This window comes from Pedobacter hartonius (genome assembly GCF_900107535.1).
Lineage (GTDB): Bacteria > Bacteroidota > Bacteroidia > Sphingobacteriales > Sphingobacteriaceae > Pedobacter > Pedobacter hartonius.
This window is the reverse complement of sequence record NZ_FNRA01000004.1, coordinates 116,812-137,492: the sequence shown is the minus strand read 5'-3', so window position 1 is coordinate 137,492 and position 20,681 is coordinate 116,812. Positions and strand designations below refer to the sequence as shown.

The 20,681-nt window shown below is 41.1% G+C and carries 20 protein-coding genes; 6 read left to right on the top strand and 14 right to left on the bottom strand.

Features of this window, described 5'->3' with window-relative positions; all coding sequences use genetic code 11:
- Position 1 precedes the first annotated feature (1 nt).
- From BLW16_RS09150 to BLW16_RS09100, 11 genes are all read right to left on the bottom strand, one after another.
- The gene (locus BLW16_RS09150) at positions 2–1,756 is read right to left on the bottom strand and encodes an ATP-binding protein (RefSeq protein ID WP_090556281.1); all 1,755 of its coding nucleotides are present in this window, start codon (positions 1,754–1,756) and stop codon (positions 2–4) included.
- Between the two features lie 23 nt (positions 1,757–1,779).
- Positions 1,780–2,907, bottom strand: a complete 1,128-nt coding sequence (locus BLW16_RS09145) for a sensor protein KdpD (protein ID WP_394332014.1) — start codon at positions 2,905–2,907, stop codon at positions 1,780–1,782.
- 139 nt (positions 2,908–3,046) lie between these two features.
- On the bottom strand, positions 3,047–4,117 hold the full coding sequence (locus tag BLW16_RS09140) for a porin (RefSeq protein WP_090556279.1): 1,071 nt from the start codon (positions 4,115–4,117) through the stop codon (positions 3,047–3,049).
- A 118-nt stretch (positions 4,118–4,235) separates the two neighbouring features.
- Positions 4,236–4,802, bottom strand: a complete 567-nt coding sequence (locus tag BLW16_RS09135; RefSeq protein ID WP_090556278.1) for a K(+)-transporting ATPase subunit C — start codon at positions 4,800–4,802, stop codon at positions 4,236–4,238.
- 61 nt (positions 4,803–4,863) lie between these two features.
- Complete coding sequence (gene kdpB, locus BLW16_RS09130) at positions 4,864–6,894, bottom strand: potassium-transporting ATPase subunit KdpB (RefSeq protein WP_090556277.1); 2,031 nt, start codon at positions 6,892–6,894, stop codon at positions 4,864–4,866.
- 6 nt (positions 6,895–6,900) lie between these two features.
- On the bottom strand, positions 6,901–8,619 hold the full coding sequence (kdpA, locus tag BLW16_RS09125) for a potassium-transporting ATPase subunit KdpA (RefSeq protein WP_090556276.1): 1,719 nt from the start codon (positions 8,617–8,619) through the stop codon (positions 6,901–6,903).
- A gap of 9 nt (positions 8,620–8,628) precedes the next feature.
- Positions 8,629–8,706 carry a potassium-transporting ATPase subunit F gene (locus BLW16_RS09120; RefSeq protein ID WP_082035969.1) on the bottom strand — a complete coding sequence of 26 codons (78 nt, stop codon included), beginning with the start codon at positions 8,704–8,706 and terminating at the stop codon, positions 8,629–8,631.
- A gap of 273 nt (positions 8,707–8,979) precedes the next feature.
- Positions 8,980–9,375, bottom strand: coding sequence for a zinc-binding metallopeptidase family protein (locus BLW16_RS09115; protein ID WP_139298297.1), 396 nt, complete (start codon positions 9,373–9,375; stop codon positions 8,980–8,982).
- A 184-nt stretch (positions 9,376–9,559) separates the two neighbouring features.
- Complete coding sequence (locus BLW16_RS09110) at positions 9,560–10,894, bottom strand: sigma-54-dependent transcriptional regulator (protein ID WP_090556274.1); 1,335 nt, start codon at positions 10,892–10,894, stop codon at positions 9,560–9,562.
- A 21-nt stretch (positions 10,895–10,915) separates the two neighbouring features.
- Complete coding sequence (locus tag BLW16_RS09105; protein ID WP_217631546.1) at positions 10,916–12,028, bottom strand: M20/M25/M40 family metallo-hydrolase; 1,113 nt, start codon at positions 12,026–12,028, stop codon at positions 10,916–10,918.
- Positions 12,029–12,424: 396 nt separating this feature from the next.
- Positions 12,425–15,304: an AsmA-like C-terminal region-containing protein gene (locus tag BLW16_RS09100; protein ID WP_090556273.1), complete on the bottom strand. Its 2,880-nt coding sequence runs from the start codon at positions 15,302–15,304 to the stop codon at positions 12,425–12,427.
- A gap of 272 nt (positions 15,305–15,576) precedes the next feature.
- Between BLW16_RS09100 and BLW16_RS09095 the strand changes: the two genes are divergently transcribed.
- The 6 genes from BLW16_RS09095 (at position 15,577) to BLW16_RS09065 (ending at position 19,639) form a co-directional block, all read left to right on the top strand.
- Positions 15,577–15,906: an ArsR/SmtB family transcription factor gene (locus BLW16_RS09095; RefSeq protein WP_090556272.1), complete on the top strand. Its 330-nt coding sequence runs from the start codon at positions 15,577–15,579 to the stop codon at positions 15,904–15,906.
- A gap of 102 nt (positions 15,907–16,008) precedes the next feature.
- On the top strand, positions 16,009–16,422 hold the full coding sequence (locus BLW16_RS09090) for an arsenate reductase ArsC (RefSeq protein WP_090556271.1): 414 nt from the start codon (positions 16,009–16,011) through the stop codon (positions 16,420–16,422).
- Positions 16,423–16,461: 39 nt separating this feature from the next.
- A complete protein-coding gene (arsB, locus tag BLW16_RS09085; RefSeq protein ID WP_090556270.1) occupies positions 16,462–17,544 on the top strand; it encodes an ACR3 family arsenite efflux transporter in 1,083 nt (360 codons plus the stop codon).
- 413 nt (positions 17,545–17,957) lie between these two features.
- The gene (locus BLW16_RS09075; protein ID WP_090556269.1) at positions 17,958–18,362 is read left to right on the top strand and encodes a hypothetical protein; all 405 of its coding nucleotides are present in this window, start codon (positions 17,958–17,960) and stop codon (positions 18,360–18,362) included.
- A gap of 55 nt (positions 18,363–18,417) precedes the next feature.
- Complete coding sequence (locus BLW16_RS09070; RefSeq protein ID WP_090556268.1) at positions 18,418–18,993, top strand: Crp/Fnr family transcriptional regulator; 576 nt, start codon at positions 18,418–18,420, stop codon at positions 18,991–18,993.
- A gap of 265 nt (positions 18,994–19,258) precedes the next feature.
- Positions 19,259–19,639 (top strand): VOC family protein, encoded by a 381-nt coding sequence (locus BLW16_RS09065; RefSeq protein WP_090556267.1) that lies wholly within the window; start codon positions 19,259–19,261, stop codon positions 19,637–19,639.
- 4 nt (positions 19,640–19,643) lie between these two features.
- Here BLW16_RS09065 and BLW16_RS23690 read toward each other — a convergent pair whose 3' ends face one another.
- Genes BLW16_RS23690 through BLW16_RS23230 form a run of 3 tightly spaced genes read right to left on the bottom strand, consistent with a single transcriptional unit; the run spans position 19,644 to position 20,258 of the window.
- Complete coding sequence (locus BLW16_RS23690) at positions 19,644–19,790, bottom strand: SDR family oxidoreductase (RefSeq protein WP_245735190.1); 147 nt, start codon at positions 19,788–19,790, stop codon at positions 19,644–19,646.
- A gap of 47 nt (positions 19,791–19,837) precedes the next feature.
- Positions 19,838–20,062 carry an SDR family NAD(P)-dependent oxidoreductase gene (locus BLW16_RS23685; protein ID WP_245735189.1) on the bottom strand — a complete coding sequence of 75 codons (225 nt, stop codon included), beginning with the start codon at positions 20,060–20,062 and terminating at the stop codon, positions 19,838–19,840.
- A gap of 4 nt (positions 20,063–20,066) precedes the next feature.
- Positions 20,067–20,258 (bottom strand): hypothetical protein, encoded by a 192-nt coding sequence (locus BLW16_RS23230; RefSeq protein ID WP_090556266.1) that lies wholly within the window; start codon positions 20,256–20,258, stop codon positions 20,067–20,069.
- Between the last annotated feature and the right edge of the window lie 423 nt (positions 20,259–20,681).

Here is a 20,681-nt window from a genome sequence, read left to right as displayed (position 1 = left end):
TTTAATCAGCTATGGGAAGCAGGAAACAAAACCTGCTTCCTTCACCAATAGCACTTTCTACCCATATTCTTCCGCCTTCTGCTGTAATAAAATCCTTAGAAATCGCAAGGCCAAGTCCCGATCCTGATTTATTATTTCCATCAGTCGGCACCTGGAAATACCGGTCAAATAACCGTTTCTGGTATTGCTCATCTATGCCTTTACCAAAGTCCCGAACTGAAAATTCAATGTTTTTGCCAACCACTATAATCTGAATAATTACCTGTGATTTTCCGGGGCTATAGCGTAAAGCATTGGACAAAAAATTCACCAGTACCCATGCTGTCTTTTCCGTATCCACATTCACTTTTGGCAGGTCATTCCTGCTGATTAATTCTAGTTCTATAGATTTCTGTTCGGCCTGGAACCTTACCGCATCCATTGCATAAATCGCAATTTTTCGTGGGTCTGATTTTACAAAGTTCAGTTGCAAATTTCCCGTTTCTACCTGTGACAAGTCTAACAGCTCACTGGTGATCTTCAGCAAGCGGCCACAGTCTTCTTTAATATGTTGTACCAATTCCTTCTGCTCAACATTCATCCCACCTACCCGCTCGTCATCCAATAACTTCAAACTCATTTTAATAGAAGAGATCGGCGTTTTAAGTTCATGGGAAACTGTGGCGATAAAATTTGTTTTCGCCTCGTCCAGTTCCTTATACTGTGTAATATTTTTCAGGATGTAAACTTCCCCTGCGGTCTTCATGGATTGTTTTAGTAACTGATCCTGCTGCTCATCATATGTGGGAACGGTTATCTCCCGGCGCTCCAGCTGAAAGTAAGATTCCTTACCATCAGCATAAATCTTCATCGGCTTATCATTACCGCTAACCGCCAGTATTTGATTCAGCAGATCATTCTTTTTTACCAGTTCCTGTGCATTTGCTCCTATTATATCCTTTACATTCATATTGAGTAGCTGCCCTGCTACCTGGTTCAAAAACAAAATCTCTTTCTTCTCATTCAATCCGATAATGGCATCCTGCATCTGCTCGATAATGGCTTCGATCCTTAGTTTTTCAGACTGTAGTTTAGCAAGGTTGCTATTCTCCCATTTGTTAAGCTGTGAAGTCATTGCGTTGAATTCCCTGGCGAGCTCAGAAAATTCATCAGTGCCATTGAATACCAAATGTTGTTTGTAGTTCTTTCTGCTGATCTCTTTTATCGCTTCAGAAAACTCCCGAAGAGGATTGGCAACAAAGCCGGGAAAGTTCACACTGAATGAAAACAGGATGATGAAACAGAACGACGCAGCTGTAATTAGATACGTGGCTGCCCTTTCTACCCCCTGCTGCGCCTGATCATTTTTTCTGACTATCGCATTCATATTCAGTTCATCGATGATCCTCAATTGTACTTGCGCTGTTTTTAAAGCCTGCTTTTGCAAACTAAGACCAATTGATTTACCTGTCATTAGCCTAAAAGCATCTTCAAGTGCTTTAACGGCCATGGTCTCTCCTTTTTCAGTAATGTTTCGTTGTTCCATATGAAGCTGGCCCGCAAATCTGAGGGCTGCAGTTTCTGACAGCGGCAACTCATTTTCATCGATAATCGTTCGCATGGAACGGGCGTATCGCAAGCTTTCATAGTTGTCTTTTAAAATGACTTTTGAGCTTACTGAGATCTTGTTCATATAGTAAAGGGAAATTGCCCCGAAGAAGATCACCACCACGAATAAGAATCCGAATCCGAGGCGTAATTTTGTTTTTATCTTCATGATTTAATGGTATTATTTTGTTCTTATGAGAGGATCACCAGGTCAGTTTCTGTTTCGGATATACTTTTCAAAAGCTTGTTAAATATGGCTGTGCGTAAAATAACCTGGAAAAGGCTAAGATGTGGTTTACCAATACAGATGGTGGTAATTTCCTTTTCAGCAGCAATCCTGGTGATAGTTTCTGTTACATCTTCAGATTTCACCTTTAGTACTTCTGCACCAAGTTCTGTAGCCAGCTTAAAATTATTGATCAGGTGACGCTGTAGGTCGAGCCTGATCCTGTCCCCACCCTCTTTGCTACGTTGCACGTAAAGCACGATCCAGGGCGACCGGTAATAGGAAGCAAGACGTGCCGTTTTGCGAATGATAATCTTAGCCGTTTCATGATTAGTAGAAATACAGGCCAAAAATTTCTCAGGCCGTAGCTTAATTTGTTTCGGCACTTCAATATTTATCTTTCTTTCCAGGTGATGCGCCACTTCTTTCAGTGCAAGTTCACGCAGCTGGAGGATCCTTTCAGGTTGAAAGAAGTTATCCAGGGCAAGCTTGATTTTTGTCTGATCGTATATTTTGCCTGCTTTCAGCCGGTCTATCAGGTCATCGGCAGTCAGGTCAATATTGACAATTTCATCAGCAGCATCCAGGATCTTATCTGGTATCCTTTCTGTTATCGGGACACCGGTAATTGTCTCAATCTCTTCATTCATACTTTCCAGATGCTGGATATTTACTGCAGAGATTACGCTAATTCCTGCATCAAGGATATCGGCCACATCCTGCCAGCGCTTGCCATTTTTACTACCTTCTACATTGGTGTGTGCCAGCTCATCCACAATAACAACCTCCGGATGCAAAGAAAGGATCGCCTGTACATCCATTTCTTCCAGTTCCTTACCTTTATAAAATATTTTTCTCCTTCGGATGAGAGGAATACCATTTAAAAGCGCATGGGTTTCCTCACGGTTATGCGTTTCGATATAGCCGATCTGGATATCAATTCCGTTCTTTAAAAGTGCATGTGCTTCCTGAAGCATGCGGTAAGTCTTTCCCACACCTGCACTCATGCCGATATAGACTTTAAACTTTCCTCTTCTGGACTTCTTTACCAGATCCAGGAACTTTTTTACAGATTCTTCCTTATCGTCTTTCATCATATTAAATTACCATTTTAAAATAACGTATCCTTCTCTTACAAGATAACAGATTACGCCAAAAGTTAACCCTATACATATGCATAGGATTAACTTCACTCGGGGTGTCTTTAAATATCCGGGCACCATCAGTTATTGATTAAAATGATAACGCTATACTGGCTGTCAGCGTAGCACTATTATGCACAGGATTCATATCTCTGACAAACACCTTGTCTTTACTGTCATATACTTTTCCCTCAAGCCGTACAACAGCATTACTCACCGGGGAATAGTCTATATTCACAGAGTAACCTGTAGTTCTAAATCCGTCTGGTGTATCTGTAGCTATGATCACACCATTTTTGTCTTCATAATATTCAACTCTTCCGGCCAAAGCCCATTTGCTGTTGATTTTGTATTGGGCAATAGCTACAGGAGACAATACTTCATTCTTATCATCACTGCCTTTCGCTTTTTGCTGTGTTCCATAGTCAAGACCTGCAGTCAGGCCGAAGTGGTCAGTAAGCTGAAATATGCCATAAACATTGTGATAAAATCTTGTTACACGGATTGAATCAGCTCCTTCGGTACCCAGGTAATTACTGTAGTTCACGGTAATTTTCCCTGTCGGTTTCCAGGTAAGCTGTACTCCGCCGGCAGGCTGGCTGTTCCCATTTTGACGGGTAATCCTCTGCCAGCCATTCAAATAAAGTGCTATCGCGGTAAACTTTCCATCAGGTGTGATGTAAGTTATCTTGGCACCTGATTCATAATAGGGCGTATTGTCCGAAGCTATATTTCTGGTAAGCACCCAGCAATCTTTGGAAATGGCACTTTCAAAACCAATATGTGAAGCAAAAATTCCAGCATCCACCCATAAATTTGCAGTTTTGGACAGTTTAAGTCCTGCATTGGCTTCAAAAATATTCTTTAGCACGCCAGGCTCAGCAGCAAGATTGGCATTGGCATAAGTGCCGGCCATCACCGCAATATTGGCCCTCAACATATCACTTTCATAGCTGCCTTTGATAAATCCGATATTCAGGTTTACTTCATTGTGACGGTTATGTGAATAGACAAATCCAGGTCTGTTATTGTCTGATGGCTTGTTGAAGTCAAATCCATAATAAGCCTCCAGGTATCCGGTTACTTTGATCTTTGGTGCATCCTGCGCATAAGCAGCAGCTCCTATCGTTAGTCCTATAGCGAGTAATAGTAGTTTTTTCATTATATTTATGGTATTATTTTTTGTTAAATAAGATTCCGATTTCCTTAAAGCTGCCTGTTCCTAGAGTTGGCAAACGCATATGGATCAGGCAGCGTGGCGGAATGACTTGTGTTATTGATTATTTCTTTAATTCGTCCAGCGCAAGATTGAGTTTTAAAACGTTCACCGATGATGGTCCAAATAGACCCAACAATGGCCCTTGGGTGTTTTCAACTACCAGTTCAGCTACCTTTTTTTCGTCCAGCTTACGGTAAGCGGCAATCCGTTTAATCTGGATGATGGCGCCCTGTTCAGATATATTGGGATCAAGTCCGCTTCCTGAGGCGGTAACCATATCTGCAGGGATATCAGCCTTTTTAATGGTAGGATTGTATTTCAATAAAGTATCAATCCTGTCTGACACCTGTTTCAGGTAATCAGGGTTTGAAGGGCCTTTATTGGAACCGGCTGATCCGGCAGCATTGTAGCCTACGGCAGATGGCCTTCCCCAGAAATATTCAGGTTTGGTGAAGGACTGGCCAATCAGTGCATAGCCTACTACTTTGCCATTTTTAGTGATCTTTTCACCGCCACCTTCACCTTTAGAGAATTTTCCTGCAAAAGCTACTAAGAGCGGGTAAATAACGCAGAGCAGTACCATTAAGACCACGGTTAGGCGTATAGATTGTATGATGTATTTTTTCATGACATTGATAATTATGTATTCGCGCCTCAATCAGCTATCAATCGAGGTTGTTATATGATTATTAAACAAATAAGCCTACCAGTAAATCGATTATTTTAATCCCAATGAAAGGCGCGATAACACCGCCCAGCCCGTAGATCAGCAAATTCCTGCGCAGTAATGCACTGGCACCAATCGGTTTGTACTCTACACCTTTCAGTGCCAATGGAATCAGGATCGGAATAATAATCGCATTGAAGATCACTGCTGAAAGAATCGCACTTTCAGGACTATGCAACCCCATGATGTTCAGGCTTTGCAATGCAGGAATAGAAGCAATAAACAGCGCGGGAACAATGGCGAAGTATTTGGCCACGTCGTTGGCAATGGAAAAGGTGGTAAGCGTACCCCTTGTAATCAATAACTGTTTACCAATCTCAACGATCTCGATCAGTTTGGTTGGATCATTGTCGAGGTCTACCATATTACCAGCCTCTTTTGCTGCCTGTGTACCACTGTTCATCGCTACACCTACATCTGCCTGTGCAAGGGCCGGCGCATCGTTTGTTCCGTCGCCCATCATCGCTACCAGTTTACCCAGAGCCTGTTCATCCTTGATGTAATTCATTTTATCCTCAGGCTTGGCTTCGGCAATAAAATCATCCACACCTGCCTTTTCGGCTATAAATTTTGCAGTTAAAGGGTTATCACCGGTAACCATTACCGTTTTCACCCCCATTTTGCGAAGACGCTCAAAACGTTCGCTGATACCCGGTTTAATAATATCCTGTAACTCAACCACGCCCATGGTTTTCTCATTAACGGCCACAACAAGTGGTGTACCGCCGTTATTGGAGATTGCCTTTACCTGATCCTCTGTTTCTGCAGGGAAAGGGTTTCCGGCAGTAAGAACGATGTTCCTGATCGAATCAAAAGCGCCTTTACGTGTTCTTTTACCATCTAAAGTATCTAGTCCGCTGGAACGGGTCTCAGCAGTAAATTTGATGAAAGTTGATCCTTCAGGAGCCGGCATCACTTTGAAGTTCTGTACTGTAGCTAACTCCAGTATCGATTTTCCTTCAGGTGTTTCATCTGCAAGAGAGCTCATTACACAGGCTTCAATAAAAGTATTGCTGTCAATTCCCGGAGCAGGATAAAAGTTCGTAGCCTTACGGTTACCAATAGTGATCGTACCAGTTTTATCGAGCAATAATACGTCGATATCACCCGCTGTTTCCACTGCCTTACCAGATTTGGTAATCACATTAGCCCTTAATGCCCTGTCCATACCCGCAATACCGATGGCAGATAACAGTCCTCCGATGGTTGTAGGAATCAAACATACAAACAGGGAGATCAATGCGGCAATGGTAATGGGGGTATTGGAATAATCTGCAAATGGTTTTAAGGTAACGCATACAATAATGAAGACTATCGTAAAACTTGCCAATAAAATCGTAAGGGCAATCTCATTTGGTGTTTTCTGACGGGATGCACCTTCAACTAAAGCGATCATCTTATCCAGGAAACTTTCTCCCGGCTGGGTATTTACCTGTACCTTGATCTGGTCTGACAATACTTTTGTACCGCCGGTTACAGAGGATTTATCACCTCCTGATTCCCTGATGACCGGGGCCGATTCTCCTGTGATGGCAGACTCATCGATGGTAGCAATTCCTTCAATGATCTCCCCATCAGTTGGAATGGTATCACCGGTCACACAGATAAAAACATCTCCTTTTTTTAGTAAACTGGACGACCGTACTTCTATATCTCCGTTAGGCATAATCACTTTTGCAGGCGTTTCCTCGCGTGTTTTTCTTAAGGAATCGGCTTGTGCCTTTCCCCTTGCCTCGGCAATAGCCTCGGCGAAATTTGCAAACAGCACCGTTAAGAATAAAACTAAAAAGATCACGAAGTTGTAAGCGGGCGAACCTTGTCCGGTATGGCTCATGGAGTATACCGTAACATAAGCCATCACAGCTGTTCCGATCTCTACGGTAAACATCACCGGATTTTTGATCATCACCCGTGGATCAAGCTTGATGAAAGACTCTTTCAGTGCCGTTTGCACTAAAGCAGGTTCAAATAATTTATTTGATGAAGATTTCATTCTAATCTATTTAAGCATGGTAAAATATTCTGCAAGAGGACCTAAGGCCAGTGCAGGAAAGTAAGAAAGTGCGTTGAGTACAACGATTACCGCAAAGGTCATCAAACCGAAAGTCAGCGTATCAGGTTTTAATGTACCGGCAGATTCAGGAATGAATTTTTTCGTTCCCAGTAAACCCGCAATGGCAACCGGACCAATAATTGGTAAGAAACGCCCGATCAGCATTACAAAACCTGTGAGTACATTCCAGAGGACGTTATTGTCACCCAATCCTTCAAACCCAGATCCGTTATTCGCATTGGAAGACGTTACCTCGTACAGCATTTCAGAGAAACCATGAAAGCCCGGATTATTGAGCCAGTTTTTGGGCTGTACGGCCCATGCCGCATCTCCATGGCTGGTAAATATGAAACTTGCAATAGCTGTTCCCGCTAAGATCAGGAAGGGGCTGAGCAATGTAATCAATGCAGCAATTTTTACTTCTCTTGCCTCTACTTTATGCCCCAGGAACTCCGGCGTTCTTCCCACCATCAGTCCTGATATAAACACGGCAATAATCAGGTAAATAAAATAATTCAGTATTCCTACACCACAACCTCCATAAAAGGAATTGACCATCATTCCCAGTAACTGCCATGCTCCTGTTAAAGACATTGAACTGTCATGCATGTTATTCACTGATCCTGTGGAAATAATTGTTGTTACTGTACTCCAGTAGGCTGATATTGCTGGTCCGAAACGGACTTCCTTCCCTTCCATTGCCCCTGTTGTTTGTAAGATCCCCATTTTTGCCAATGCAGGGTTACCACCCAGTTCAGAACTTACAGTTGGGATGAGCAGCAGGAACATACCGATAGTCATCACACCAAAAATAATCCAGCCCAGTCTTCTACGTCTGATGAAAATACCGAAGGCAATCACCATAGCAATAGGGACAATCATTTGTGCAATCAGCTCTACCATATTGGTAACGTAGTTAGGATTTTCCAGCGGATGCGCCGAGTTAGCGCCAAACCATCCACCACCATTTGTTCCCAAATGTTTGATCGCAATCATACCAGCTGCAGGCCCTCTGGATACGTTGACCGTATCACCTTGTAAAGAGATAAACTGGTCTTTGGCTTCGTAACTTGTTGGACTACCATTAAAAGCAAGTATCAGTGCCATTATTAATGATAGAGGCAAAAGCAAACGCGTAATTGATTTTACGAAAAACTCCCAGAAGTTACCCAACCTAACGCTGGTTTTATCCCTGAATGCTTTAAAGAATACCACAGCAGCAGCAATACCTGTTGCACAACTCACAAACATCAAAAACATCATCACCACATGCTGAGTGAGATAAGTAACACCGCTTTCACCTGAGTAATGCTGCAAATCGCAGTTCACTACGAAGCTGATGATCGTGTTGAAAGAAAGGTCAGGAGTCATTCCCGGGTTTCCATCAGGATTCATCGGTAACTTATCCTGGTAGATCAGGACAAAAAATCCATAAACCAACCATACCAGGTTAATAGTAAGCAGCGCTTTCATATGCTGCTTCCAGTTCATTTCTTCTTTGGGGTTGATACCCGAAAGTTTATAGATTCCGGATTCAATAGGTTTTAAAAAGTCTGTCCAGACTTTTTCTCCGGCAAATACCTTAGCGAGGTACTTACCCAGCGGAATAGCAATCACCAGCGTAAGCAGGAAGGTGGCTATAATTCCAAGTAATTCTGTGTTCATGGCGTTTAATTAAAATTTTTCGGGTTTAATCAGCACGTAGATCATGTAGATGAAAACGGCGATTGCGATAATGAATAATGCGATCATAATTTTAGATTTTTTCGAACCAGTCGATTGATTTGTAAACGACCCAGCAGAGGATCAGCAGGGTCAGAAATAAGACGATTGTTAGCATGATTTTTTTATTTTATAATACCCTTATGCCAATATAAATGCCACGAAAGAATTATAAAACACATATAATTGATTATTAATACGTTACAATTATAATTGACGCACTTATTTGCTGTTAAATGATAAAGACCCTTCCATAATGGAAGGGTCTTTATCATATCGGAATCATTTGTTTTTAAAGCAGCTTCAGTGAAATAACATGCCAGAGGCAAGTCTACTCACATAATCTTCGGGCTCGGTGGAAGAGTGGGTATCTTCTCTGATCGTAAATTTGCAGTAGGTCCATCGCCTGATCGTACTCAGTACTTTTTCCGTCGTATAACTTTCGTCATAACTGATCTCAACCGTAAAATAACATTCATCAGCATTAGCATCTTTGCCTGTACGTACTGATGTTACCGCCATAGTTACCGGACTGAAATTACTGGGCTCTCCCGGGAAAATATAATCTGAAAACCACTGAATATCAGTTAGACCACTACAAATAGCTTTAGTTCCCTCTGCACCTTCAGCTAATGCCAGTCTCGGACAAGCGGTACATTCCAGAATAATCAGCGGCTTTATACGATGAGTTGTTATCATTTGATCTTTCATTTTTATAAATTTAATACCTACTTAAATTCAACTGTAATGCCAGCAGTGCTATTATTCTACAAAAACACCTCTGAAAGCACTGAAAACATCGAAAAAATCTTTTCTCAAATTAAATACTTACAAAAAAACCCTTTCTAAATGAAAGGGTTTTACCAAAAGAGAAGGCTGTGGATCAGATATCTATCTTATACTCTTCGATCTTGCGGTACAAAGTAGTGAGTCCAATACCAAGTAAACGGGATGTTTCTGTCTTATTCCCCCGGGTATGACGTAACGCTTTAACAATGTGCTGTTTTTCCATTTCCTGCATATTTAGTGGATCTGTTCCCCGGATTTCATTATGAAATTCATAAGGCAACAAGTTTTCACTGATTTCATTACCATCAGCCAGGATCACCACTCTTTCCATTACATTCTTCAATTCCCGGATGTTACCCTTCCAGTTATGCATAGAAAGCAGTCTGGAGAATTCTTTGTTTATGCTGAGTTCAGGCTTGTTCACTTTAGCTGTGAACTCTGCCAGATAATGCATCGCAATGGGCAGTATATCTTCCCGGCGGCGTGAAAGTGGGGGAAGCTCAATAGAAAACACCGAAAGCCGGTAAAAGAGATCGAGCCTGAACCTGCCCTCTTCAGCTTCCTTTTTCAAATCCCTGTTGGTAGCAGCAATTACCCTAACATTAACCTGACTTGTTTGCGTGTCTCCAACTTTGATATATGTCTGGCTTTCCAATACCCTGAGCAGTTTAGATTGTAGGTCAAGACTCATTTCTCCGATTTCATCCAGAAAAATCGTTCCTTCATGAGCTTCTTCTAAAAGTCCCCTTTTATCTTTAATTGCGCCTGTAAATGCACCCGCTTTATAACCAAAAAGTTCGCTTTCCAACAGGTCAGTATTTAAGCTACTGCAGTTCACTGCAACGAAAGGTTTCAATCTTCTGGTGCCTTCATAATGAATGGCTTGTGCAAATACCTCCTTACCGGTTCCCGTTTCACCCAACAGCAATACTGTTGTGCTGGTTGCTGCTACTTTTTGTGCAAGGGACACGGCTTCTTTAATGGCATTGGATTTGCCAAGGATGAAGTCAAAATTATATTTCCTGGTAATCCTATTTTCAAGATCAGAAACCCTGGCGGTCAGCTTCGCTTTTTCCATAGCACGGTATAACAAAGGAATAATCTTATCATTGTCGTCTCCCTTAGTAATGTAGTCAAAGGCGCCGTTCCGCATAGCCATAACCCCGTCGGCGATGGTACCAAAAGCAGTCAGATTAATCACTTCGGTAGCAGGCCGGATTTTCTTAATTTCCTTTACCAACTCGACTCCATTAAAATCAGGAAGTTTTACATCACTCAATACTACCAGAATATTCTCTGTTTTAAGAAGTTTAAGCCCCTCCTTACCAGTACCAGCCTGAAAAACTTTAAAACCTTCCAGTTCAATTATTCGGGATAAGAGGTTGCATATCTTCTTTTCGTCATCGATAATCAGGACAGTGTCTTGCATAATTAGTGATCTGATAAATAATTAGTGGTGTTGTGATTCAAAAGACTGCAAGTTCAGCTCGGGGTTATTTGCAAGATAAGGGAAAATGGATTCCAGCAAAGCAACATAAATATCAATACCCTCACTGATCTCTGACAGGTAAATATATTCATCGGCCGTATGCGAACGCGCTGAATCTCCGGGACCCAATTTTACCGAGGGCATCTGGAGCCAGCCCTGATCAGAACTTGTTGGCGAAAGATAGGTCTTTCGGCCTATGGCAATACCGGTTCTCACAACCGGATGCAGAACGTCAATTGATGAAGGCGACAGCACATTGGGCCGCAAAGTGGTATCACAAAATGTATGGTTCTTAATTGTATTGAGTATTTCCTTGGTATTGTAACTATGATCAAACCTTATGTCGACAGTGAAAGCGCATTCTCCGGGAACTATATTATGCTGTAAACCACCATTGACTTGGGTAACTGTCATTTTTACAGGGTCTGGCCTATTCGATTCTATTGGAAATTTATATGTAGAGAACCACTGAATGTCTTTTATAGCCTTATAAATAGCATTATCGCCCTCTTCCCGGGCAGCATGCCCGGATCGTCCTGTTGAAACACAATCCAACACCATAGAGCCCCTTTCTGCGATAGCCAATTGCATATTGGTTGGTTCTCCTACTATCGCGAAAGAAATAGGCATCAGATCGTTTAAGATACACCTTATCCCTTTGCTCCCGGAATTCTCTTCTTCGGCCGTGACTGTAATGCAGAGGTTATATGGCAGATCCTCTCTTTCGTAAAAATAGAGGAAAGTTGAAATAAGGGATACTAAAGCACCTCCAGCATCATTGCTGCCCAGGCCGTATAACTTTCCGTCTTTAATTATTGGTTCCAAAGGGTCATTGATATATTGCGAATTTGGTTTTACCGTATCCATATGCGAATTGAGCATGATGGTTGGCTTATTTTGATCGAAATATTTATTGTAACACCAAATGTTGTTAAACTTACGGATTGAGGATACGGAATGTTCATTTAAAAACTTTTCGACCTCATCAGCTGCAATGTTTTCTTCTCCGCTGAAAGAGCGAATACTGATCAGTTTTTCAAGCAATAAGACTGCCTGTTCATATAATTTTTTCATGATGATAGGATTTGGGATTAGCTGTACAAAGGCAGTTGCACTTATTTTTACGCTGAAGAATATCACTGATGTATTTGATATCATTCAAAGTAGCCATACGCACAAATATCAATTGATTATTCATTTTTTGTGTTGATTGCAGAGCGCAATCCAAAACTGGTGCCCTAATTTTAAAAAGTCAGGAAAAGTCTGCTAAAAGCAAGAACAAGAGCAATAAATTAATTTCAAGGCATTTACTGCTATGCTACACCGTTTCAAAATGGCGTGGTAAATTTCATTTTGACATAACCTGAAGAATATTAGACTTATCCTTCGTACAGTTGCTGCAGATGATCATGTTGCTCCGCGACCTGATGCAGTATAAAGGTAGAAAAAGTATAAATGAACGTAAACCCGTCAGTTTGGATTTACTTGTTCTTCCGCTTTTTTAGCTTTCTTTTCCTGGGCTCTTTTCTCCTTACGCTGCTCCCTTCCTGATTTCTTTTGATCACGTCTCTCTTCACGGATCACATCATTGGTTTTCCTGTTGTAAAGCGCTTTCAAAATTCCCTGGCCGGTTCTGCTGAATATTTTAATTTTAGGCTTTTCTTGTGTGCCTGTTACTACCACAGGAACGCCGATCCAACCAGCAGGTGGTAGCCCTATCTTTACCAGAATATCCAATAATCCGTTGAAACTTGTGGTCCCGCTGATGGTTGGTCTGAGGACGGATACTTTAAATGTAAATTCCTCAATATGGATCAGGTTATCTTTAATATGTGTTTCAATATTGACCCCTTTCATATCGGGATTATTAAAGGCATCAGCTCCTACATTATCACCAATCACAGAGAGCATTTTTATGTTTTTCACTGCTACATCCCGTAGGTTTACTACTCCTCCACCTTCTAAAGAAGGATAAATAGGGTTCATATTGGCATCAAAATCACCTTTCAGCTTATAACCCAGCGAGACGATCCCACTCACGTCCTTTGCAGAGGTAGCCAGTTGGCGCACCATAGCAATTTCTTTATAAGCCCTCTGGACATTAAAATCCTTCACTTTAACGGCAACATCAAAGTTGGCAGTTAGGGGTGATTCATCTTTGTAACGCGCATCAATATTCATCCTGCTTCCCGCAATATCAAGTATGGTATTCTTCAAAAAGATCTGGCCATTCTTTATAGCAGCCATTCCATGAAGCTGATCAATATCCAGCCCTTTGAATTCTACTTTTTTTGCATTGGCCTCTAAGGAAACATCCAGATTTTTCGGAACGATCACTACTCCGCTGCTTTTCGGGTTTTCGGCTTTCGCGTATTCAACTTCTATTGATTTGTCATCATTGTCGCCATTCTTCAGTGCCATAAATTCATCAACCAGGATATAATTGGAATGCATTGCAAAGTTTCCACGGAGAGTTCCTTTGCGCTCGATAAAATAATTGATCGTATTGAGCAGATGTCCATTCAGCGAAAAATCAGATTTACCATAAGTGGCGTAAAACTTCCTGAACCACATTTTTTCATTTTCAAACTGGAAGTTACCCTCTTTAAGATAAAATGTCTTCGGGAGGTATGCGGTATTTGCTTTTATATTTTTCAGGATTAGGGTGCCTTTGTTATCAAGTTTACTGTACTGACCAGTGGTGGCATAACTTTGTCGTCCATTAAGGGAAAGATCCGCCGTTATTAATCCAGTAACATTCAATCCTTTTTTTGCAAAAACCTGATAAATCCTCCCAATATTTAAAACCCCTTTTGCGCGTACTTTATAAAGCAGATCTTCGAAATTCTGTAAATCGGCATTAACGAATACCGGATTTCCTTCAAAATCAAATTTAAAAGGATCAAGCTTTACACCAAGGCTGCTAAAGGTTCCATCAGTATTTTTGATAGTAGCTGTCAGATTGATATTCTTTATCGGGTTTGGATAAGATGTTGTTTTTAGCCAGCCATTCTTCAAATCAATATATCCATTGGTTTTCGGAAATAGTTTTTTATCCATGCTGAAAATTCCATTCGCCTTGACGTCAGCATTCATGAGGCCTCTGATTTCAAGATCTTTTAAACCCAATGCTTCGTCCAGTGTCTGCAGATTTACAGCACCTTTAATGTCTGCATTCACATTCATCTGGCTTAATCCTTTGGTTTTTACTACCGCCAGGAAACTGTTTTTCGGTCCGAGATCGAAGCTCAATTTTTTAAGGTCCAGCCCTAGTTGTTCCGGATCTAATGAGGGAAAATCAATATTAAGGTCAACATTCAGATTATTCATAGGCACCGGCGCCTTTGTGCTGGAGATTACGCCATCATTAACCAGCAGGCGCGCAGTAAACTTCGGTTTAACGTTTCTGGGTTCACTAAACTGCCCTTTCAGACTAAAAAACAAGTCACTTTTACCCTCTAGTTTGGTATCTTTTGCCCAATCAAGATATTGCGGCGGCAGCACAGAAATCATATCACGAATGGTAGTTTTTTCTGAAGCAGCTTTGATATCAAGATTGTACCCATCCTTAAGGATGCTTACGAAACCAGTGAATTTTAACGGGAGATCATTGATCTTTAATTCATTTTTTCTGAGTACAAAAGTCAGTGCATCAGTATTGATTCTTGTAATCAGATCAGCATGCAGGTATTTTTGTTGTGCATACCAAATCCTATTCAGACTAAAATCAAGCTGATCAATCTCAAGGTCGGTTTTGAGATCAAAAATATCTTCACTTAATCCACCCTGCCCTGTATAATTGAGTCCTTTTGCATCCACTAATATTCTTGCCGGACGATCATTGTATTTAATATGCCAGTTCCTGAATTTGATGAGGTCAAGTTTTACAGATGTGCCCTTTTCAGCGGTATCTTTTGAGCTTTTGGAAGGGTTGGACACATAGACATTATAATTTGCCAGCCCTTTGCTATTGACAAAAACATTTGCATACGCATCATTTACGTATATTTCATCGATCTTAACCTCACCGTCAAAAATCAGATTTTTCAGATTGATTCCTGCTGCTACTTCTTTTGCAGAGAGCAAAGTATCCTGCTGAAAGGGCTTGGAACCCAGAAGTAATAAATCATCCACAGATACTGTAAGCGATGGGAAATGCCTGAAAAATGTAAGATGTGTTCTTTTATAATCCAGTTTCCCGGCAAGGCGCTTATTGGCAAATATTTTTACCTGCTCAGAAATAGTTCCAGGGAACAACAATGGAATAATAAACATCAAAAATAGTATAGATGCCACAAAAATCCCGACCCATTTCAAGGTCTTCAAAATTAGTTTTTTGATCTTTTCCATAGACGGTTATAATAACTCGATTTAGCAGCAGGTATCAAATAGAAATAGGTGCAACTGTCCGCTATCTAAAATCAAGCCAATTTCTTACAGCACTTCCGAGATCTGTTCCGACTGGGTGATCATCGGCATCTATACTACATCACTATCTCATAACAAATGATATCGGATCATTATTTATCTTCCATAAATACATATTTCATTGCATCGAGACCAGATAAATCAAAAAAAAATTTGAATTCAGCAAAATCAATCGTAATATTGCAATACATATTATGGGACTTACAAAAACAGAGATATTTACTGAAGAGCAAAACAGGTTGGCTGTGTTATTGAAAGCAATGGCCCATCCGGCAAGAATTGCCATCCTGCAACACATCATTCAGACCAATGCCTGTATTTGCGGAGACTTGGTTGAAGAGTTAGGATTAGCGCAAGCCACCATTTCCCAACATTTGAAAGAACTTAAAACTGCTGGCTTAATCCAGGGCACTATTGAAGGTGTTTCTGTTTGCTATTGCATTAACCCCCAGATCTGGAAAGACCTGCAAAAACAACTTGGAGTTTTTTTTGGCACTTACAGTTTGAAAACTAATTGCTGTTAAAAAAATTTCGGTAAGTCAATCGCAATATTACAATACATAACCATTAGTAAAACCAAACAGCATGGATAAATTAGCCACAGAACCGATTAAAAAGATAATCAGATGAAAAATATATTAGTACTATGTACAGGAAACAGTTGCCGCAGCCAGCTGGCGGAGGGATATCTTAGGTACTTTGCCGGAGATAGGGCAAAGATTTACAGCGCGGGAATTGAAACACACGGGGTAAATCCAAAGGCAATTCAAGTGATGGCCGAAGATCACATTAATATCACGGATCATACCTCCAACCATGTGAATGAATATTTGTCCGTTCAGTTCGATTATATAATTACTGTTTGCGATAATGCTAATGAGGCCTGCCCTTTTTTCCCCGGCAAGGTGGAACGCTTTCATGAAAATTTCCCTGATCCTGCAAAAGCAGTTGGATCAGCAGATGAGATAATGGATGAATTTAGAAGGATCCGTGATCTGATTAAAGTGTATTCAAAGAATTTTGCTCATAGCCATCTATAAAAACAAACAGGGGCTTTCCTGCTCCTAAAAACACCTACTATGTCTGTTAACAATTGCGCACCTGCCGCCGAAAAAAAGCAACTCAATTTTTTAGACCGTTACCTCACTTTATGGATTTTTATCGCAATGGGTGCAGGGATTGCTATAGGATATTTCATCCCTTCGTCTTCCAGTTTTATTAATTCTTTTTCGAATGGGACGACAAATATCCCTCTCGCTGCAGGTTTAATACTGATGATGTATCCTCCCCTGGCAAAGGTTAAATATGAAAAAATGGGAGAAATATTGAAAGACACAAAAGTTCTGTCGGTTTCCTTAATTCTAAATTGGGTAGTTGGGCCATTTCTAATGTTTTTTCTTGCCATCACTTTTCTGAGAGATTATCCTGAATATATGGTTGGTTTAATCTTAATTGGTCTGGCAAGATGTATTGCGATGGTAGTAGTATGGAACGAACTGGCAGAGGGAAACAGGGAATATGCAGCCGGTCTTATTGCCCTGAACAGTATTTTCCAGGTACTGCTGTATAGTGTGTTTGCTTATGTATTCATCACTGTCCTCCCGCCCTATTTTGAGCTTAAAGGGCTTGCTATTGATATCACTATCGGGCAAATCGCAAAAAGTGTAGGTATATATCTCGGGCTTCCCTTTGCAATGGGTATCATCTCCCGGTATGCATTAATCAGCTTAAAAGGAGAAGAATGGTTTCAACATAAATTTGTACCATTCATTTCACCAGTTACACTGATCGCCCTGTTGTTTACTATTGTTATCATGTTTAGCCTGAAAGGGGAACTGATTGTCCAAATTCCCATGGATGTAGTACGGATTGCAATTCCGTTAGTGATCTATTTTTCCATCATGTTTGTGTTCAGCTTTTTTGCTGGCCGTTATTTCGGCGCCGATTACGCTAAAAGCGCTTCAATAGCTTTTACCGCAACCGGAAACAATTTTGAGTTGGCTATAGCAGTTGCGATTGGTGTATTTGGAATTAATTCAGGCCAGGCATTTGCAGGAGTAGTAGGTCCGTTGGTTGAAGTACCGGCCCTGATTGCTTTAGTAAATTTAGCATTCTGGTTCAGAAAAAGATATTTTAAGCCTATTCCAGATACTGCTGTCTAGCCTGCAGATTTATATTTTTTTGATATGTATCACATAAATTATTTAACAAATGTCCTTGTCGGCAGAGACAAAAGCGACTCATTTTTGTAGTGTAAAAATTACATAAAACATGAGATTGAAAAACAAGGTAACAGCGGAATAGGGTTCGGTATTGCAGAAGCTTTTAAAAGTGAAGGCGCAGTGGGAACAATCATAGGCAGAAATCAGAATAACCTGAATTCAAGTCAACGCCGAAACTTCAGGCATTTAGAGCGCAGCTGGAAGCGAAAGGTTTCGATGCCAGCCAAAACAGGATATTCAGTAATATCAGTGAAACTGCCGAAGAGAAATACGATAATTTCATCGGTGTAATGCGCGAAACCCTTAGCCGGGTGAGGCAAAAGCATTAGCGCAACAAAGGACAGAAATTTAAAATGATCAGCCAGTTGAACTTTTTTGCCCCTGGAAGCGGCGACATTTGTTCAATGGAAAATATCAAAAACATTGAAGAAACCATTCTCACCTACACCAGTGCGTGGAATGAAACAGAACGCGGTGCCATCATGGAAAAGATTCAAAAATGCTGGGCTCCAGAGGGTACTTATACCGATAAGCATACCGAAATTACCGGACAGGATTCGATCACCGACCTGATTATTAGTTCTTACGGGCAGATGGGTCCAAGGACATTCGAGGTGTTAGGTGAGCCTCTCACACATCACCATAGCGGCCGCTTTAAGTGGTTGGCCATACGTCCGGAGGGCTACCCTACTGAGGGTATGGATTATTTTGAATTCGATGAAGAGAACCGCATCACACGGATCGTAGGCTTTTTTTAAGATATGAGTCTGTTCATCACCCTCAGGACCAAGGAGTAATCATTATCTTTGGTATATGTCAGAGTTTATTTTATCAAATTTCGCGATGCATATTGCGCTTGCTCCCGAAGAACAGGAGCAAGCGCTTGCTATGCTGCAACATAAAACAGTTGCCAAACGCGCCTATTTATTGCGGCCGGGAGATATTGACAGGAACATTTACTTCGTGAATAAAGGATGCCTGCGTATATATTATACAGATAAAGACGGTCAGGAACATACGATCTGCTTTTACCCTGAAAACTGGTGGGCTTGTGATATCGTCAGTTTCTTTAAGGAAAAACCGGCAATGAATACCATTCAGGCATTAGAAGACAGTGAGGTTTACTACTTTACTTTGCCGCGCCTGGAAGAACTGTTTCTGAAAATCCCAAAATTTGAGCGCTTTTTTCGCATCCTTACACAAAACGGATTTGAACTGTATCAGCGGCGTATCACTTCCAATTTGTCCCAAACTGCGGAGAAACGATACCTTGAATTTCGTAAACGTTATCCCGGTCTGGAGCAGCGGATTGCCCAAAAACACATCGCCCGCTACATAGGCATTACACCCACTTTTCTGAGCATGATGCGAAAAGACAAGAACTTATAGCGATCAATCCTTACCTCCTCCAACATCATCCTTCCGGTTATAACCCTAATAGATTCAAAGTGATAAGGTGTAAGGTTATTTCAATTCCAGACCTTAATTCTAAAACAGATTTGTTAATTTCCAAAAATACATGGAAATTGCTTGAAGGGTTGCGCATTAAAAAATATATGATTGACGTTAAACATTCTTAACATATTAGTCATCAATATTATGAGCGATTTTTTTCTATTCGTGTATCAATTCTAATCGTACAACAGGTTTAAATATGAAAAAAGTAACGGGACTTGGCGGCATATTTTTTAAATGCGATAATCCACAGGCAATGAACGAATGGTACGCCAAAAACCTTGGATTGGCTACCAGCGAATACGGAACAACGTTTGAGTGGCGGCAGGCCGATAATCCTTCTAAAATAGGATCTACATCATGGTGCACGTTTCCGGAGGACACCAAATATTTCAATCCCTCGGCCAAACCATTTATGATCAATTACAGAGTGGAAAATATCGTTGCGCTGGTAGATGAGCTAAGAAAGGACAACGTGACTATTATTGATGAGATTGTGGAATATGAATATGGCAAATTTGTCCATGTACTTGATCCGGAAGGGAATACTATTGAGCTGTGGGAACCAAAAGATGATTAAAAATCTATATCGTGGGTATGGTACCTCCGTCAATCACATACTCTGCTCCCGTTAAGTAGCATGCATGTGGAGAAACCAGGAATCTAACCAGTTCTGCTATCTCTTCCGGTTCAGCCGGCCTGCCCATAGGGATTCCACCCAAAGAGTCCATTACACCCTTTAACGCCACCTCATTGGAGAGGCTCTTACTATAGTTGATCAGGCCTGTCTTTGCAGCAGCATAGGCAATGTAGAATCATATAGGGACAGGCTCCCCTGAATGGATGCGAAGTGGATAATACATCCTGAAGCCTTTTCCAGCATGTAGGGCAGCAGACCCTTATCTAACCTGACCGGGGCCAATAAATTAGTCTGTATGGTTTCCTCCCAGTGCTTGTCTGTTAAAATGCCGAAGCCTCCTCCGGGAGTTTCAGAACCGCCCATATTGTTAATCAGGATGCCAGCAAGCGTGCGAGTTCTGCAAGTTGGGAACGCGAACGCGTACCTCCCGCGGTTTAAGCTCCGGAATTGGTGCATCCTCGTAACACAGTACCTCAGGGCCACCGAACTCGTATTGCCGGATGACCTTCATCACTTGTGCATTTTCAATATGGTCTGCTTTCTTTTCAAATCGTTTCATCTTTTCGCAATTTATCTCGTGAATTTTTATTCAGGAATTGATTCCATTGTTATAAAGAAAGTTGAGGCTGATGGGGTATTCGCCTCTTCCCAAATCAATCAACTTATTCTTTCTGAATACAAATGTCAATCAAGATGATCATCAAAAGTTAGCCCAGGCTGTCAAAGTTGTATCCATAATCCCGGGCGGACGATATGCGCTTCCATATTAATTACCATGTTACTCCCATGTTTTGGTTTCAATTGTTTCATTCTCCATTTAGCGGAAATATTCAAACATGTTTATTTATCGTCAATTCAAATAGATTTCCGGTATGATGACGACGTTATGCCCATAAACCTCTTAAAGAATCTGGTGAAATTTGAAACCTCCTACCGTAGTCATGATCTTCCGTTTTTGTCTTTCTGTTAAAAAAGTATAAAA

Excerpts from the sequence above, each read along its gene's own strand:
- BLW16_RS09105 (WP_217631546.1), bottom strand. The coding sequence starts at position 12,028 with ATGAAAAAATTATATGAACAGGCAGTCTTATTGCTTGAAAAACTGATC.
- BLW16_RS09140 (WP_090556279.1), bottom strand. The coding sequence starts at position 4,117 with ATGAAAAAACTACTATTACTCGCTATAGGACTAACGATAGGAGCTGCT.
- BLW16_RS09150 (WP_090556281.1), bottom strand. The coding sequence starts at position 1,756 with ATGAAGATAAAAACAAAATTACGCCTCGGATTCGGATTCTTATTCGTG.
- BLW16_RS09110 (WP_090556274.1), bottom strand. The coding sequence starts at position 10,894 with ATGCAAGACACTGTCCTGATTATCGATGACGAAAAGAAGATATGCAAC.
- BLW16_RS09090 (WP_090556271.1), top strand. The coding sequence starts at position 16,009 with ATGAAAAATATATTAGTACTATGTACAGGAAACAGTTGCCGCAGCCAG.
- BLW16_RS09100 (WP_090556273.1), bottom strand. The coding sequence starts at position 15,304 with ATGGAAAAGATCAAAAAACTAATTTTGAAGACCTTGAAATGGGTCGGG.
- BLW16_RS23690 (WP_245735190.1), bottom strand. The coding sequence starts at position 19,790 with ATGGACTCTTTGGGTGGAATCCCTATGGGCAGGCCGGCTGAACCGGAA.
- BLW16_RS09120 (WP_082035969.1), bottom strand. The coding sequence starts at position 8,706 with ATGATCGCATTATTCATTATCGCAATCGCCGTTTTCATCTACATGATC.
- BLW16_RS09145 (WP_394332014.1), bottom strand. The coding sequence starts at position 2,907 with ATGAAAGACGATAAGGAAGAATCTGTAAAAAAGTTCCTGGATCTGGTA.
- BLW16_RS09065 (WP_090556267.1), top strand. The coding sequence starts at position 19,259 with ATGAAAAAAGTAACGGGACTTGGCGGCATATTTTTTAAATGCGATAAT.
- arsB (WP_090556270.1), top strand. The coding sequence starts at position 16,462 with ATGTCTGTTAACAATTGCGCACCTGCCGCCGAAAAAAAGCAACTCAAT.
- BLW16_RS23685 (WP_245735189.1), bottom strand. The coding sequence starts at position 20,062 with ATGGGCGGTTCTGAAACTCCCGGAGGAGGCTTCGGCATTTTAACAGAC.
- BLW16_RS09135 (WP_090556278.1), bottom strand. The coding sequence starts at position 4,802 with ATGAAAAAATACATCATACAATCTATACGCCTAACCGTGGTCTTAATG.
- BLW16_RS09075 (WP_090556269.1), top strand. The coding sequence starts at position 17,958 with ATGATCAGCCAGTTGAACTTTTTTGCCCCTGGAAGCGGCGACATTTGT.
- BLW16_RS09115 (WP_139298297.1), bottom strand. The coding sequence starts at position 9,375 with ATGATAACAACTCATCGTATAAAGCCGCTGATTATTCTGGAATGTACC.
- kdpB (WP_090556277.1), bottom strand. The coding sequence starts at position 6,894 with ATGAAATCTTCATCAAATAAATTATTTGAACCTGCTTTAGTGCAAACG.
- kdpA (WP_090556276.1), bottom strand. The coding sequence starts at position 8,619 with ATGAACACAGAATTACTTGGAATTATAGCCACCTTCCTGCTTACGCTG.
- BLW16_RS09095 (WP_090556272.1), top strand. The coding sequence starts at position 15,577 with ATGGGACTTACAAAAACAGAGATATTTACTGAAGAGCAAAACAGGTTG.
- BLW16_RS23230 (WP_090556266.1), bottom strand. The coding sequence starts at position 20,258 with ATGAAACGATTTGAAAAGAAAGCAGACCATATTGAAAATGCACAAGTG.
- BLW16_RS09070 (WP_090556268.1), top strand. The coding sequence starts at position 18,418 with ATGTCAGAGTTTATTTTATCAAATTTCGCGATGCATATTGCGCTTGCT.